Source organism: Pseudomonas sp. ES3-33, assembly GCF_000952175.1.
Lineage (GTDB): Bacteria > Pseudomonadota > Gammaproteobacteria > Pseudomonadales > Pseudomonadaceae > Aquipseudomonas > Aquipseudomonas gregormendelii.
Genome location: NZ_JZRI01000154.1, coordinates 32,262 through 46,145 on the forward strand (window position 1 = coordinate 32,262; position 13,884 = coordinate 46,145).

Genomic DNA, 13,884 nt, shown 5'->3' on the forward strand with positions numbered 1-13,884 from the left:
GACAGATTCGCCTCATGCCAGGGAAGGACGTGGGTTGGAGGAACAGGCGATAAGTGTAGCCGTGGTTCGGCTTTAAAGTTTGATTTCGTTGGCCGCTGTTATGTCGATCCGGCCTACCGGGCCGGTCAGGTGGGCCAGGATTTTGTTGTGTTCGGCAATAATGTCTTCGGCGGTGGTATTGCCGTTATCGACCGTGGAATGCGCGTCGCCGGCGAGTACCACGTCGTAGCCCAGGGCATGCGCCTGGCGGACGGTGGCGTTTACGCAATAGTCTGTTTGCAGGCCGCAGATGATCAGGCGATCAACCTCACGCTCCAGCAGCAACGCTTCAAGTGGGGTCTGGTAGAAGGAGTCCCCGGTGGTCTTGTCTATTCGCAGGTCCTCGGGCGAAGTGTCCAGTTCCTTGGCGAGTTGCCAGCCCTCGGAGCCATGTTGCAGCAAGTCGCCCTTTTCCTGGTGCTGGATGAGCACGACCGGGATGCTGGCGGCCCTTGCCCTGCCGCTGAGCGTGTTGATGTTGGCAATCACCCGTTGAATATCGAAGCATTGGTACTGGCCGGTGCACAAGGCGTGCTGTACGTCGACGATCAGCAGTGCGGTGGTCATGATTGTCCTTCCTTGAGTGGGTGTGCTGGTGAAGCGCTTTGTGAATACAGAGCGGGGGGAACAGAAAATAGATCTGTCCCCCTGTAAATACAACCTTCAATAACCGAGCGACAGACCGGTATTGCGCCGCGGGTCGTTGGCTCCGTAGAAGCGGTTCTTGCCAACCGGCTTGCCCTCAAGCGAAGGCGCCCCGACCAGAATCGCCGCGACGTGGTTGGCATCCTGGGGCCCGGCGAATTTATGGCCCATGCTTTCGAGCATCTTCACCGTGTCGGGACTGGTGGTGAAGGTCTCCAGGTTGGTTTCTTCCGGCAGCCATTGCTGATGGAAACGCGGGGCATCCACCGCTTCCTGGATGTTCATCCCGTAGTCGATCACGTTGAGGATGGTCAGCAGTGTCGCGGTAATGATGCGGCTGCCCCCCGGGGTGCCGACGACCATCACCACCTTGCCGTCTTTGGTCACGATGGTCGGGCTCATCGACGACAGCGGCGCCTTGCCGGGAGCGATGACATTGGCCTCGCCCTGCACCAGGCCATACATGTTCGGTACGCCGATCTTCGAGGTGAAGTCGTCCATTTCGTCGTTGAGGATGACCCCGGTCTTGCTGGCCATGACGCCGGCGCCAAACCAGTCGTTGAGGGTGTAGGTCACCGACACCGCATTGCCCCATTTATCGACGATCGAGTAATGGGTGGTGTTGCTGCCTTCATGGGGCGCAACACCGGGCTTGATCTCGCGGGACACGCCGGCCTTTTTCGGGTCGATGGCGGCGCGGATTTTGGTCGCGTAGTTCTTGTCCAGCAGGTGTTCGATAGGATTTTTAACGAAATCCGGGTCGCCGAGGTAGCTGTTGCGGTCGACATAGGCGTGGCGCATGGCTTCGATCTGGTAGTGCATGCCCTGGGCCGAACGGTAGCCCAGGTCTTTCATCGGATAGCCGTCGAGGATGTTCATGATCTCGCAGATCACCACGCCGCCGGAGCTTGGCGGTGGCGCCGAGACCACGTGATAACCCCGGTAGTCGCACTCCACAGGTGCCAGTTCGCGGGTTTTGTATTTGTCTAGGTCGGCCTGGGTAATGATGCCCTTGTTGGCCTGGCTGGAGGTGACGATGGCGTCGGCAACCCAACCTTTGTAAAAACCGTCGGCGCCCTTCTCGGAAATTTCCCGCAGGGTTTTGCCCAGGTCTTTTTGCACCAGTTTCTGCCCGACCTGCATCGGCTCGCCGTTGCTCAGGAAGATCGAGCCGGAATCCTTGATGTCTTTTTTGAAGACGTCTGTGGCGTATTCCAACAGCTCGACATCGCCCTGCTGCAGCTCAAAACCGTCTTCAGCGAGCTTGATCGCCGGGGCAATCACTTCCTTGCGCGGCTTGGTGCCGTATTTCGACAGGGCCAGCTCCATGCCCGACACGGTGCCCGGAACGCCAACTGCCAGGTGGCCTCGGGTACTGAGGTCCGGAACGACATTGCCTTCTTTATCCAGATACATGTCGGCAGTGGCGGCCAACGGGGCTTTTTCACGGAAGTCGAGGAAGGTCTTGCGTCCGTCGGCCAGCTGGATGGTCATGAAACCACCACCGCCAAGGTTGCCCGCTGCGGGATAGACCACCGCCAGCGCATAGCCGACCGCGACTGCAGCATCGACGGCGTTGCCACCGTTCTTGAGCACATCGACACCCACATGGCTGGCCAGGTGTTGGGCGGTGACGACCATGCCGTTTTCGGCGGCAACCGGGGCCACTGAGGCCGCGTAAGCAGACAGGCAACTGAGCGCCAGGGAGGTCGCTATCAGCGATTTGGCAAAAGGTTCGAACTTCATGATTCCGTCTCTTTTTGTTTTCAGGTTCGGGGACAAACAGAGTGAACGCTTCAAGAGCAGTACGAAGTATGGTCGCGATTGCGTATTGCGCCTCCCCGGCGCCGTATTGTCCTACACCGGTCCGCAATCCCCGGCGCTCCCCCGTAGGAGCTGCATGCGAAATTCGAGGCGAAGAAGCCCTTCAGGATGCCTGATCGAGCTGCTCGTCGAACTCCTTCAAGTACTGCCCTGCCAGCGTCTCCTTTTGCTTGTCGCTCAGTAATTTGCCGGCCATCTGGAAGAACTTCTGCTCCTCCTCTTTCAAGTGGTGATGGACCTTCTCGGACAATTTCTTCGCAGTGGCCAGCCAGGACGGGCTGGACATCTCGGTCTCGTCGAGGGTTTCCATCATCTCGTCCATCTCGTGGTGCTCGGAAATGGCGTGACGGCTGAGGTCAACGCCATTGTCGAACTCCATCAACGGGATGTAGAAATGCCGCTCCTCGGCGGTTTCGTGCGCCTGCAGCTCGGACTTCAGGCGCTTGTAGGCCTCGGCACGCTCCGGGGTATCGCCGCTGGTCTGGATCAGCGCATCGGCATAGGTACGTTGACGGTCATGGCTTTCGCGCAAGGCTTCAAAAATATTCACGGTGGTTCCTCATCGGCTGCGTTCTCGAATGACGCTGTTAAGGCTAGACATTTGCGCTTGCACGACAGTTCCACGCCAGGCTGGATCAAACCGCACGCGTCGCGCTACGCTGCTGCCGATTCACTCATGGCCATAAGGATGTAGCTGATGACGCTGCGCATAGAAATCACGCAAGACCCCACTGAAGAGCAGCACCAGGCGATTCTCCTGCCGTTGCGTGCCTATAACGCCTCCAAGGCAGGTGTCACGAAAGCGCAGCCGATCGCCTTGCTGGTGCGCGACGAGCACGACCAGGTTCTCGGCGGTTTGTACGGCAAGGTGTTTTACCAGTGGTTGTATATCGAATTGCTGTCGGTGCCGGAAAATGCCCGGGGACAGGGATTGGGCTCACGGCTGATGCAAATGGCCGAGGATCACGCCAGGGAGAAGGAATGCCTGGGGATCTGGCTCGACACCTTCGAGTTCCAGGCGCCGGGGTTCTACCGCAAGATGGGTTATAGCGAGTTCGGGCATATCGCCGATTACCCGCCGGGACACAAGCGCTTCTTTTTCCAGAAGCGCCTGACCATCGCCTGACTCTCCAGGCGATACACAACCACCATGTGGGCGCGAGCAGGCTCACATCCACAGGTTGAAATGTGTAATTTCGTTGAATCAGAGGCAGGTTGCCAACGCAGCCAAGCGGCGCTTGGCCACGAAATCGTCCTGCTGGGCGTAATAGCTCAGCACAGTCCCCGACGCATCCGTGGTCACGTCCACGAACGACTCCGCGGCACGGGTGTAGACGGTCGACCCGCCCTTCTCGCCCGGTTGCAGGTAGGCACCCGCATCGACGCCGAACACCGCCTCGTCCTGCCAGGAAAACTGCACGCACTGGGCGACGACTTTTTCCGGTTTGTCCGACTTCAGGGTCTGGTACGGGGTTTTGGTCCTAGCATCGTTCATCACCGAGCCGGCGCAGCCCGCCAGCAGGGTAGCGGCCAGGGCCAGCAGCAGAATTCGCATTGCGTTCACTCATCAGGAAAAAGCCGACTGTATCATCCAGGCAGGACGTTTCATTCTGCTTTACTTCATTTATACCGCGACACCGCGAGACGATTCGCGCACCCTGTCGCGCCATAAACGTCCGATTGCCCGATTTGCGGGCCATTTTCTGGAAAGGTCATGACACCCAACGCCGAATACTACAAACCTACCGCCGAATACGCCGACAAGCTGATCAGCCAGATTGGCCAGACCCCGTCCTGGATCGCCAAGCGCATCGGTGTGACCGACAAGCGCATCCGCTACATCCTTGAAGGCGAACGCACCGTCAAGGGCGAGACCACGCCAATCCAGATGACCTACCCTGAGCAATTTGCCCTGGAGTGTCTGGCGGCAGCGGCCAAGGCCAGCAAAAAGCAGACTTCGTAAGCCCTTGCCAAGGAGCGACCATGGCAGCAACCGAACAGCAACATGATCAGGCACTGAAGAAGTTTCTCGACGAGCGCCCTGAACTGCGCGTCGAACTCGACAACCTCAACCCTCTGCTGGCCCAGGCCAAGGGCGAGACCGCCGCACAGTACCGCGAAGAGCGGCTGCACGAAGCCTTCGAAGCCGAGGCCGAGCACCTGGGTTTGTTTGCCTGGGAGTTGACGCTGCAATTGACCGCAGCGACTGAAGCGGACTATCAGGCGCAGCGCCTGGAAGTTCACCGCGAAGTGGCCGAGATGGCGGGCATGGACTGGTTGGAGTATTGCGAGTTATATGGGTTGGCCCACTAACCCATCACACAAGGATGCCCGCACCGATGTTGCCATCGTCCTCCAGTAACCGAGCCAGCGACGGCCATCTGCACGCTCGCAAATGGCGTGGTCGCATCGGCCTGTCGCTGGTCGCCAGCCTCTCGGTGCTCGCCGGCATGACCGATGCCATTGGCTTCATGGCCAGTGGCGATTTCGTCTCGTTCATGAGCGGCAACACCACCCGCCTCGCCGTGGCCATCAGTGACGGCGATGTGGGCCTGACCTTGCGCCTGGTGATCCTGGTGGCCACCTTCGTCGTCGGCAATGCCCTGGGAATTGTTGTCAGTCGCCTCGGCGGCCGCCGGGCGCTGCCGTTGTTGCTGTGCATCGCCATGCTGCTGTGCGGCGCGGCGGCCTGGCCTTATGCAGATCAGCTGCCCGCCCTGCTGGCGGCGATCATCGCCATGGGCATGCTCAATGCAGCCGTGGAAGAGGTCAATGGCCTGCCGGTCGGGCTCACCTACGTGACTGGCGCCCTCTCGCGGTTTGGTCGTGGATTGGGCCGATGGATGCTGGGCGAACGGCGCAACGGCTGGCGGGTGCAGTTGATCCCGTGGACCGGGATGTTCGCCGGTGCGGTGCTGGGGGCGCTGCTGGAGCATCATCTGGGGCTCAAGGCGCTGTTTGTCAGCGGGCTGCTGGCGGGGGTGATCGGGGTGCTGTCGCTGAGGATTCCACGGCGTTGGCAATTGGGGTATATGCCGCGGTAGATCCAAATGTCGTTGTTGAGGCGCCGGCCGCTTTCGCGGTGCAAGTAGAATCGTCGCACCGCCGCTCCCACAGGGTATTGGTGGTGTGCGCAGTATTTGTGGATGGCCGACACCTCTGTGGGAGCAAGGCTTGCCCGCGATGGCGTCTGCACAGCGCCTCGGCCTCTGCAGAAACCTACTTCGCCGCACAGCCGATAAAGCTTTATCATGCTCGCAGTTCCGCTGATCGAGTCCGTCATGAAGTTCGCCATCGCGCTGTTTTCCGCCGCCCATGCGCCCTCCTCGCGCCGCGCCCTGTTGTTCGCCCAGGCCGCGCTGGCCGGGGGGCATGAGATTGTCCGGCTGTTTTTCTACCAGGACGGCGTCTATAACGCATCGACCAGTGTAGTGACTGCTCAGGATGAGCTGGACCTGCCCCGGCAATGGCGCGAATTCGTCGCCGACCATCAACTCGACGGCGTGGTGTGCATCGCCGCCGCCCTGCGCCGCGGTGTGTTGAATGAGGAAGAAGCCAGTCGTTACCAGCGTTCGGTCGCGGTCGGTGCACCGTGGGAGCTGTCCGGCCTTGGCCAGCTGCACGACGCGGTCCAGAACGCCGACCGCCTGATCTGTTTCGGGGGCGCGTAAAATGGCCAAATCCTTGTTGATCATCAGCCGCCAGTCGCCCTGGTCCGGGCCGAGCGCACGGGAGGCGCTGGACATCGTGCTCGCCGGTGGCGCCTTCGACCTGCCCATCGGCCTGCTGTTTCTCGATGACGGAGTGTTCCAGCTCGCCACCGGACAGGACGCCAGGGCCCTGCAGCAGAAAGACCTCAGTGCCAATCTGCAAGCGCTGCCGATGTTCGGTGTCGAAGAGTTGTTCGTCTGTGCCGACAGTGCCTGCGCCCGGGGCCTGAGCAATTTTGCGCTGGAAGAGGCCCAGGGGCTGGCCGCCCACGAAGTCACTGCACTTATTGACCGTTACGATCAGGTGATTACCCTCTGATGTCGACCTTGCACGTATTGTCTCATTCCCCCTTCGGCGATGACCGCCTGACCAGTTGCCTGCGCATCATCGGTACTGACGATGGGCTACTGCTCTGTGGCGATGCGGTCCATGCCTTGCAACCGGGCACTGCCCCCTTCAACGCACTAAGCACTCGCGCCCTGAAACTGTTCGTGCTGGCCGAAGACGCCCAGGCCCGGGCGGTGAACGTTCCGGACTGCGCCGCCAGCATCGACTACCCGGCCTTCGTTGAACTGTCTGTCCATTACGACAAGGTCAACAGCTGGTTATGAATGCGCTGACAGTCGGCGCCCGCGCCATCGAACTGGACAAGGACGGTTTCCTGGTTGAACTCAGCGACTGGTCCGCCGAAGTGGCCAGCGCCCTGGCCGCCGCCGAAGACATCGAGCTGGGCCCCGAACATTGGGAGATCCTCGAACTGTTGCGCAGCTTCTATGCCGAGTTCCAGTTGTCACCGGCTACGCGACCGCTGATCAAGTACACCGCATTGAAGCTCGGCCCGGAAAAAGGCAACAGCCTGCACCTCAACCGACTGTTCAAAGGCACCCCTGCCAAACTCGCCGCAAAACTGGCGGGCCTGCCCAAACCGACGAATTGCTTATGACCGACTACCCAGCGCTGACCCTCGAAACCCCCGCTGAACACCCGTTCGCCCAGTTCGTGCGAATTCTCGGCAAGGGCAAGCGTGGTGCCCGCGACCTGACCCGGGTCGAAGCACGGGTCGCCATGGGCATGGTGCTCGACGATCAGGTCGAGGACACCCAGCTGGGCGCATTTCTGATGCTGTTGCGCCACAAGGAAGAAAGCGCCGAGGAAATGGCCGGCTTTACCGAAGCCTTGCGTGAGCGTTTGCAGGCGCCAGCGTTGAATGTTGACCTGGACTGGCCGACCTACGCCGGCAAAAAGCGCCACCTGCCGTGGTACCTGCTGGCGGCCAAGTGCCTGGCGCAGAACGGCGTGCGAATTTTCATGCATGGTGGCGGCGCGCACACGGCCGGCCGGCTGTACAGCGAGCAGTTGCTGCAACACTTGCAGATCCCGCTGTGCCGCACTTGGCAGCAGGTCGGTGCCGCGCTGGAGGATGGCGGCCTGGCGTTCATGCCGCTGGTGGACTGGGCGCCGCAACTTCAGCGCATGATCGACTTGCGCAACACACTGGGCCTGCGTTCGCCGATCCATTCCCTGACCCGCATTCTCAACCCGCTGGGCGCGCGCTGCGGCCTGCAAAGCATCTTCCATCCCGGTTACCAGGCGGTGCACCGCGATGCCAGCGGCCTGCTCGGCGACACCGCGATCGTGGTCAAGGGCGATGGTGGCGAAATCGAGATCAACCCGGACGCCGACAGCCACCTCTATGGCACTACCGGCGGTGTCAGCTGGGATGAGGAATGGCCACAGATGTCCAGCCAGCGGCACGTCAAACCGTCTGCACTGGACCCTGAACACTTGAAGGCGGTGTGGCGCGGCGACGTGGTCGACAGCTACCCGCAAATGGCCCTGATCTCGACCATGGCCTTGGCCTTGCGCGGCCTCGGCCAACCCCGGGAGCAGGCGTTCGAAACGGCCCGGCAGTATTGGGAAGCCCGGGACAGATCGATTTAACCGATCATAACCGCCCAACCTTTGCGCTTTTTGTTCGAACCTATCGGAATAGACTCCTCTCCAATGCTTATTGGTTGAGGAGTCTTGAACATGGGTTTGTTAGTTGAAGGTCGCTGGCATGACCAGTGGTACGAAAGCAGCAAAGACGGCGCATTCCAGCGCGAGCAGGCCCAGCGCCGCAACTGGGTGACCGCCGACGGCCAACCCGGCCCCAGCGGTGTCGGTGGCTTTGCCGCCGAGGCCGGGCGCTATCATCTGTACGTTTCCCTTGCCTGTCCCTGGGCCCATCGCACGTTGATCCTGCGCAAACTCAAAGGCCTCGAAGGGCTCATCGACGTGTCGGTGGTCAGTTGGCTGATGTTGGAAAACGGCTGGACCTTCGACGAGAATCTCGGCTCCACCGGTGACAAGCTCGATCACTTTGATTTCATGCACCAGCGTTACACCGCCGATACCGCCAACTACACCGGTCGCGTCACGGTGCCGGTCCTCTGGGACAAGCAGCAGCAACGGATCGTCAGCAACGAATCGGCGGAAATTATTCGCATGTTCAACAGTGCGTTCGATGACCTGACCGGCAACGACCTGGACTTCTACCCAGCGGCGCTGCGCAGTGAGATCGATGGGCTGAACGAGCGAATTTATCCGGCAGTGAACAATGGCGTGTATCGCGCGGGCTTTGCCACGTCGCAGCAGGCCTACGAACAGGCATTCGACGAAGTGTTTGCGGAGCTGGACCGGCTGGAAGCGCTATTGGGCGCCAATCGCTACCTGGTGGGTGAGTACCTGACCGAGGCTGATGTTCGGCTGTTTACTACGTTGATTCGGTTCGATGCGGTGTACCACGGGCATTTCAAGTGCAACCTGCGACGGATCGCCGATTACCCGAACCTGTCGAACTGGTTGCGGGAGATGTATCAGTGGCCGGGGATTGCCGAGACGGTGGATTTCACCCACATCAAGCATCACTACTACGGCAGCCACAAGACCATCAACCCGACTGGGGTTGTGCCCAAGGGGCCGCAGCAGGATTTTACTGGCGGGCATGATCGGGCGCGGTTGAGTGGGAAAGGGGTTTGGCAGCAGCATTAAGATCAAAAGATCGCAGCCTTCGGCAGCTCCTACAGGGGATCGCATCATCCTGTAGGAGCTGCCGAAGGCTGCGATCTTTTCCCCCCTGACTCCGCAATTGTAGATTCAGACCTGCGCCTGAGCCCCTTCAAACCACGCCAGTTTCTCGCGAAGTTGCACCACTTCCCCAACAATCACCAGGGTCGGGGCATGCACTTCATGCTCCGCCACCAGCCGTGGAAGATCGGCCAGGGTCCCGGTGAACACCCGTTGATTGACCGTGGTGCCCTGCTGGATCAACGCCGCCGGGGTATCTGACGCGCGGCCATGCCTGATCAGTTCTTCGCAGATGATCGGCAAGCCCACCAGCCCCATATAAAACACCAGCGTCTGCGCCGGCGCGACGAGGTCGGCCCACGGCAGGTCGGTGGAGCCATCCTTGAGGTGACCGGTGACAAAGCGTACGGACTGCGCGTAATCGCGGTGCGTCAGCGGGATGCCCGCATAAGCGGCGCAGCCACTGGCGGCAGTGATGCCGGGCACCACCTGGAACGGGATGCCATGGGCTGCCAGTTCCTCGATCTCTTCACCGCCACGGCCGAAGATGAACGGATCACCGCCCTTCAACCGCACCACGCGCTTGCCCTGTTTGGCCAGATCCACCAACTGCTGGTTGATCTGATCCTGGGGCACCGCATGATCGGCCCGACGCTTGCCAACATAGATCCGCTCGGCATCGCGACGGCACAAGTCGAGAATCGCCGGCGCCACCAGGCGGTCATACAGCACCACGTCGGCTTGCTGCATCAGGCGCAGTGCACGAAACGTCAGCAGGTCCGGATCACCCGGGCCTGCGCCCACCAGATACACCTCGCCGGTCGCCACCGTGGCTTCACCGTCGATTTTCGCCTGCAGCAGGCGCTCGGCCTCGCTGCCCTGCCCGGCCAGTTGCCGATCGGCGATGGGGCCCTGGAACACGTCTTCCCAGAACGCCCGGCGCTGCTGCACATCCGGGAACAGCCCTTTGACCTGGCTGCGAAAACGCGCCGCCAGACCGGCCAACTGACCGTAAGTGGAGGGAATCCAGGTTTCCAGTTTGGCGCGGATCAAGCGCGCCAGCACCGGTGCATCACCGCCGCTGGAGACCGCGATGATCAACGGCGAACGGTCGACGATCGCCGGGAAGATCACGCTGCACAGCGCCGGTGCATCCACCACGTTGACCGGCACACAGCGCCGATGGGCATCGGCGGAGACTTGTGCGTTCAACGGTTCGTCGTCGGTGGCGGCAATGATCAGCCCGCAACCGTGCAAATCCGACTCGACGTAACCGCGCAGCACGCACTCGCCACCGCTGCCAGCCACGAGCTCACGCAATTGCGATTCGATTTCAGGTGCAACCACTCGCAGCAGGGCACCGGCTTCGGCCAGCAGGCGGGATTTGCGCAAGGCAATCTCCCCCCCACCGACGACCAACACACGACTGCCGCGAAGGTTGTGAAACAGCGGCAGATAGTCCATTTAGCCGATGACCTCGAGGCCACCCATGTACGGCTTCAGCACCTGCGGCACGCGGATCGAACCGTCGGCCTGCTGGTAGTTTTCGAGCACGGCAACCAGGGTACGACCGACCGCCAGGCCAGAACCGTTGAGGGTGTGAACCAGCTCAGGCTTGCCGGTTTCCGGGTTGCGGAAACGCGCCTGCATGCGCCGGGCCTGGAAATCGCCACAGTTGGAGCACGACGAAATCTCGCGGTACTTGTCCTGGCTCGGAATCCACACTTCCAGGTCGTAGGTCTTGACCGCGCTGAAACCCATGTCGCCCGTGCACAGCGCCAGGGTGCGGTAAGGCAGCTCCAGCAGTTGCAGGACTTTCTCGGCGTTGGCGGTCAGGCCTTCCAGGGCTTGCATGGAAGTCGATGGCTCGACGATCTGGACCATCTCGACCTTGTCGAACTGGTGCTGGCGGATCATGCCACGGGTGTCACGACCCGACGCGCCAGCTTCACTGCGGAAGCATGGCGTGTGGGCGACGAACTTGATGGGCAGCAGTTTCGAGTCGACGATTTCGCCGGCTACGATGTTGGTCAGCGACACTTCGGCCGTCGGGATCAGGTACAGATCGGCTTCGCCTTCGCGAGCGATCTTGAACAGGTCTTCCTCGAACTTCGGCAACTGGCCGGTGCCTTGCAGCGCAGGCGCCTGGACCAGGTAAGGCGTGTACGCCTCTTCATAGCCATGCTCGCTGGTGTGCAGGTTGATCATGAATTGCGCCAGGGCTCGGTGCAGACGAGCGATCGGCCCGCGCAACAGGGCAAAGCGTGCACCGGACAGCTTGGCGGCGGTTTCGAAATCCAGCCAGCCGAATTTTTCGCCCAGGGCCACGTGATCCTGAACCGGGAAATCGAAAGCGGTCGGCGTACCCCAGCGGCGCACTTCGACGTTGTCGTCTTCATCCTTGCCGACCGGCACGGACTCGTGCGGCAGGTTCGGAATACCAAGCAGGATCGAGTCCAGCTCGGTCTGAATGGCGTCCAGCTCGACTTTGCCGGCGCCCAGTTCGTTGCCCATGCGCTCGACGTCCGCCATCAGCGGCGCGATGTCTTCGCCGCGCTGCTTGGCCTGACCGATGGACTTGGAACGCGCATTACGTTCAGCCTGCAGTGCTTCGGTGCGGGTCTGGACGGTCTTGCGCTGTTCTTCCAGCGCTTCGATGCGCGCAACATCCAGAGTGTAGCCACGGGATGCCAGGCGGTCCGCTACGTCCTGAAGGTTGCTACGTAACAGTTTGGAATCGAGCATGTCGGTCTCTCGTTATCAAAGTTTGGTCAGGGACAGGCCGGCCCAGGTGGCGAGCAGCCCGCCGAATACGCTGATGGCTGCATAGCCCAAGGCTAGCAGGACTTGCCCGCTTTCCAGCAGGCGCACCGTATCCAGTGAAAAAGATGAAAAAGTCGTCAGCCCCCCAAGGAAGCCAACCATCAACCCGGCGCGCACCTCTATCGGCACTTCCGGGCGTATCAGAAACAGGCCGTACAACACGCCGATCAGCAGACAGCCCACGATATTAACGGCCAGCGTAGCGGTATAGAAGTGCCGCGGCCAATTTGCGTTGACCCAATTGCCGGTGGCGAAGCGTAACAGCGTGCCGGCGACGCCGCCGATCGAAACGGCGATAACCAGTGGAATCACTATTTTCTCCGCTGCCTGGGGCTCAGACGATCAAGTTGGGCAAGGTGGTTGAGCTTCTCGCCGATCTTCAACTCCAGGCCCCGAGGCACGGGTTGATAGAACGGTTGCGGCTCGAGTTCTTCAGGAAAATAATCTTCGCCGGCCGCGTAAGCGTCCGGCTCATCGTGGGCATAACGGTACTCGTCGCCATAGCCCAGTTGTTTCATCAGCTTGGTGGGTGCGTTGCGCAAGTGCAGCGGCACTTCGAGGGAGCCATGTTCGGTAGCACTGCGCATGGCGGCCTTGAAGCCCATGTACACCGCATTGCTCTTCGGCGCGCAGGCCAGGTAGGTGATGGCCTGCGCCACGGCCAGCTCGCCTTCCGGGCTGCCCAGGCGCTCCTGCACTTCCCACGCCGCCAGGCACAGGCTCAGGGCGCGGGGGTCGGCGTTGCCAATATCTTCGCTGGCCATGCGCACCACACGCCGGGCCAGGTAAAGGGGGTCACAACCGCCGTCGATCATTCGCGCGAACCAGTACAGCGCACCATCGGGATTGGAGCCGCGCACCGACTTATGCAGCGCGGAGATCTGGTCGTAAAACGCTTCGCCACCCTTGTCGAAGCGCCGACGGGTATCGCCGAGCAGGCTCTGCAGCAGGTCGACGCCAATTTCGCTGTGGTCTTCGGCGAGGTCCGAGGCGTTTTCCAGCAGATTGAGCAGGCGCCGGCCATCGCCATCGGCGGCGTTCAGCAGCATCTGGAAGCCTTCATCGCTGAGGGTCAGCTGCCGTTTGCCCAGGCCGCGCTCTTCGGTCAGGGCGCGCTGCACCAGCTTGCGCAGGGCCGCTTCGTCGAGGCTTTTGAGCACGTAGACGCGGGCACGGGACAGCAAGGCGTTGTTGAGTTCGAACGAGGGGTTTTCGGTGGTCGCGCCGATGAAAATCAGGGTGCCGTCTTCAACGTAGGGCAGGAACGCATCCTGCTGGGACTTGTTGAAGCGGTGCACTTCATCGACGAACAAAATGGTGCGTTTACCGTACTGCCCGGCCTGCTGCTTGGCGATTTCCACCGCCTGGCGGATTTCCTTCACCCCGGCCAGTACCGCCGACACCGTTTCGAAATGCGCGTCCGAGACTTCAGCCAGGAGTCGCGCCAGGGTGGTCTTGCCCACACCCGGCGGGCCCCAGAAGATCATCGAATGCAGCGCACCCTGCTCGAGGGCTTCGCGCAGGGGCTTGCCGCGAGCCAGCAGGTGTTCCTGGCCGACGTACTCATCCAGATTGGCCGCACGCAGGCGGGCGGCCAGGGGTTGAGCTATCGGGGCGCTGCTGAACAGGTCCATCACTGCTTATGAAACCTCACTGGGTCCTGATGCCGATCACTCTATTATTTGAACGCTGCGATCCCTGTGGGAGCGGGCTTGCCCGCGATGACGACATTACATTCAAGATCATGGTTTTCTGACCCGACGCCATCGCGGG

Annotated in this window: 18 protein-coding genes; 10 read left to right on the top strand and 8 right to left on the bottom strand. The window is 61.2% G+C overall.

The window, feature by feature from the left end:
* Nucleotides 1–72 precede the first annotated feature (72 nt).
* The 3 genes from UB23_RS26355 to UB23_RS26365 form a co-directional block, all read right to left on the bottom strand.
* Complete coding sequence (locus UB23_RS26355; protein WP_045062236.1) at nucleotides 73–606, bottom strand: cysteine hydrolase family protein; 534 nt, start codon at nucleotides 604–606, stop codon at nucleotides 73–75.
* A gap of 96 nt (nucleotides 607–702) precedes the next feature.
* Nucleotides 703–2,430, bottom strand: coding sequence for a gamma-glutamyltransferase (gene ggt, locus UB23_RS26360; RefSeq protein WP_045062239.1), 1,728 nt, complete (start codon nucleotides 2,428–2,430; stop codon nucleotides 703–705).
* Nucleotides 2,431–2,611: 181 nt separating this feature from the next.
* Nucleotides 2,612–3,058 (bottom strand): hemerythrin domain-containing protein, encoded by a 447-nt coding sequence (locus UB23_RS26365; protein WP_045062241.1) that lies wholly within the window; start codon nucleotides 3,056–3,058, stop codon nucleotides 2,612–2,614.
* 147 nt (nucleotides 3,059–3,205) lie between these two features.
* Here UB23_RS26365 and UB23_RS26370 point away from each other — a divergent pair, with 147 nt between their 5' ends.
* Nucleotides 3,206–3,634 (top strand): GNAT family N-acetyltransferase, encoded by a 429-nt coding sequence (locus UB23_RS26370; protein ID WP_045062243.1) that lies wholly within the window; start codon nucleotides 3,206–3,208, stop codon nucleotides 3,632–3,634.
* Between the two features lie 78 nt (nucleotides 3,635–3,712).
* On the opposite strand, the gene UB23_RS26375 is transcribed toward UB23_RS26370, so the two are convergent.
* On the bottom strand, nucleotides 3,713–4,063 hold the full coding sequence (locus tag UB23_RS26375) for a hypothetical protein (protein ID WP_045062245.1): 351 nt from the start codon (nucleotides 4,061–4,063) through the stop codon (nucleotides 3,713–3,715).
* Between the two features lie 159 nt (nucleotides 4,064–4,222).
* On the opposite strand from UB23_RS26375, the gene UB23_RS26380 reads away from it, so the two are divergent.
* The 9 genes from UB23_RS26380 (at nucleotide 4,223) to UB23_RS26420 (ending at nucleotide 9,252) form a co-directional block, all read left to right on the top strand.
* Entirely contained in the window at nucleotides 4,223–4,471 is a 249-nt protein-coding gene (locus UB23_RS26380) for a hypothetical protein (protein WP_045062247.1), read from the top strand.
* Nucleotides 4,472–4,491: 20 nt separating this feature from the next.
* Complete coding sequence (locus tag UB23_RS26385; protein WP_045062249.1) at nucleotides 4,492–4,821, top strand: DUF6388 family protein; 330 nt, start codon at nucleotides 4,492–4,494, stop codon at nucleotides 4,819–4,821.
* A gap of 26 nt (nucleotides 4,822–4,847) precedes the next feature.
* The gene (locus UB23_RS26390; protein WP_045062252.1) at nucleotides 4,848–5,552 is read left to right on the top strand and encodes a YoaK family protein; all 705 of its coding nucleotides are present in this window, start codon (nucleotides 4,848–4,850) and stop codon (nucleotides 5,550–5,552) included.
* 237 nt (nucleotides 5,553–5,789) lie between these two features.
* Nucleotides 5,790–6,179 (top strand): sulfurtransferase complex subunit TusD, encoded by a 390-nt coding sequence (tusD, locus tag UB23_RS26395; RefSeq protein WP_045062346.1) that lies wholly within the window; start codon nucleotides 5,790–5,792, stop codon nucleotides 6,177–6,179.
* Between the two features lies 1 nt (nucleotide 6,180).
* Nucleotides 6,181–6,537, top strand: a complete 357-nt coding sequence (gene tusC, locus UB23_RS26400) for a sulfurtransferase complex subunit TusC (RefSeq protein WP_045062254.1) — start codon at nucleotides 6,181–6,183, stop codon at nucleotides 6,535–6,537.
* Complete coding sequence (gene tusB, locus UB23_RS26405) at nucleotides 6,537–6,830, top strand: sulfurtransferase complex subunit TusB (RefSeq protein WP_045062255.1); 294 nt, start codon at nucleotides 6,537–6,539, stop codon at nucleotides 6,828–6,830. The genes tusC and tusB overlap by 1 nt, the downstream gene beginning before the upstream one ends.
* Nucleotides 6,827–7,162 (top strand): TusE/DsrC/DsvC family sulfur relay protein, encoded by a 336-nt coding sequence (locus UB23_RS26410; protein WP_045062257.1) that lies wholly within the window; start codon nucleotides 6,827–6,829, stop codon nucleotides 7,160–7,162. The genes tusB and UB23_RS26410 overlap by 4 nt, the downstream gene beginning before the upstream one ends.
* Nucleotides 7,159–8,160, top strand: a complete 1,002-nt coding sequence (locus tag UB23_RS26415) for a glycosyl transferase family protein (RefSeq protein WP_045062260.1) — start codon at nucleotides 7,159–7,161, stop codon at nucleotides 8,158–8,160. The genes UB23_RS26410 and UB23_RS26415 overlap by 4 nt, the downstream gene beginning before the upstream one ends.
* A gap of 90 nt (nucleotides 8,161–8,250) precedes the next feature.
* Nucleotides 8,251–9,252 carry a glutathione S-transferase family protein gene (locus tag UB23_RS26420; RefSeq protein WP_045062262.1) on the top strand — a complete coding sequence of 334 codons (1,002 nt, stop codon included), beginning with the start codon at nucleotides 8,251–8,253 and terminating at the stop codon, nucleotides 9,250–9,252.
* Between the two features lie 105 nt (nucleotides 9,253–9,357).
* On the opposite strand, the gene cysG is transcribed toward UB23_RS26420, so the two are convergent.
* From cysG to UB23_RS26440, 4 genes are read right to left on the bottom strand one after another with little or no spacing between them, the layout of a single operon-like run.
* The gene (gene cysG, locus UB23_RS26425) at nucleotides 9,358–10,752 is read right to left on the bottom strand and encodes a siroheme synthase CysG (protein WP_045062264.1); all 1,395 of its coding nucleotides are present in this window, start codon (nucleotides 10,750–10,752) and stop codon (nucleotides 9,358–9,360) included.
* The gene (gene serS / locus UB23_RS26430; protein ID WP_045062266.1) at nucleotides 10,753–12,033 is read right to left on the bottom strand and encodes a serine--tRNA ligase; all 1,281 of its coding nucleotides are present in this window, start codon (nucleotides 12,031–12,033) and stop codon (nucleotides 10,753–10,755) included. It lies immediately after the preceding gene.
* Between the two features lie 15 nt (nucleotides 12,034–12,048).
* Nucleotides 12,049–12,423 (bottom strand): fluoride efflux transporter CrcB, encoded by a 375-nt coding sequence (gene crcB / locus UB23_RS26435; RefSeq protein WP_045062268.1) that lies wholly within the window; start codon nucleotides 12,421–12,423, stop codon nucleotides 12,049–12,051.
* Entirely contained in the window at nucleotides 12,423–13,745 is a 1,323-nt protein-coding gene (locus UB23_RS26440; RefSeq protein ID WP_045062270.1) for a replication-associated recombination protein A, read from the bottom strand. The genes crcB and UB23_RS26440 overlap by 1 nt, the downstream gene beginning before the upstream one ends.
* Nucleotides 13,746–13,884: the final 139 nt, after the last annotated feature.

Coding starts and splice junctions, on each gene's coding strand:
- ggt (WP_045062239.1), bottom strand. CDS start 2,430: ATGAAGTTCGAACCTTTTGCCAAATCGCTGATAGCGACCTCCCTGGCG.
- tusD (WP_045062346.1), top strand. CDS start 5,790: ATGAAGTTCGCCATCGCGCTGTTTTCCGCCGCCCATGCGCCCTCCTCG.
- serS (WP_045062266.1), bottom strand. CDS start 12,033: ATGCTCGATTCCAAACTGTTACGTAGCAACCTTCAGGACGTAGCGGAC.
- UB23_RS26355 (WP_045062236.1), bottom strand. CDS start 606: ATGACCACCGCACTGCTGATCGTCGACGTACAGCACGCCTTGTGCACC.
- tusB (WP_045062255.1), top strand. CDS start 6,537: ATGTCGACCTTGCACGTATTGTCTCATTCCCCCTTCGGCGATGACCGC.
- UB23_RS26380 (WP_045062247.1), top strand. CDS start 4,223: ATGACACCCAACGCCGAATACTACAAACCTACCGCCGAATACGCCGAC.
- UB23_RS26385 (WP_045062249.1), top strand. CDS start 4,492: ATGGCAGCAACCGAACAGCAACATGATCAGGCACTGAAGAAGTTTCTC.
- cysG (WP_045062264.1), bottom strand. CDS start 10,752: ATGGACTATCTGCCGCTGTTTCACAACCTTCGCGGCAGTCGTGTGTTG.
- UB23_RS26370 (WP_045062243.1), top strand. CDS start 3,206: ATGACGCTGCGCATAGAAATCACGCAAGACCCCACTGAAGAGCAGCAC.
- UB23_RS26410 (WP_045062257.1), top strand. CDS start 6,827: ATGAATGCGCTGACAGTCGGCGCCCGCGCCATCGAACTGGACAAGGAC.
- UB23_RS26415 (WP_045062260.1), top strand. CDS start 7,159: ATGACCGACTACCCAGCGCTGACCCTCGAAACCCCCGCTGAACACCCG.
- UB23_RS26390 (WP_045062252.1), top strand. CDS start 4,848: ATGTTGCCATCGTCCTCCAGTAACCGAGCCAGCGACGGCCATCTGCAC.
- UB23_RS26375 (WP_045062245.1), bottom strand. CDS start 4,063: ATGCGAATTCTGCTGCTGGCCCTGGCCGCTACCCTGCTGGCGGGCTGC.
- UB23_RS26440 (WP_045062270.1), bottom strand. CDS start 13,745: ATGGACCTGTTCAGCAGCGCCCCGATAGCTCAACCCCTGGCCGCCCGC.
- UB23_RS26420 (WP_045062262.1), top strand. CDS start 8,251: ATGGGTTTGTTAGTTGAAGGTCGCTGGCATGACCAGTGGTACGAAAGC.
- tusC (WP_045062254.1), top strand. CDS start 6,181: ATGGCCAAATCCTTGTTGATCATCAGCCGCCAGTCGCCCTGGTCCGGG.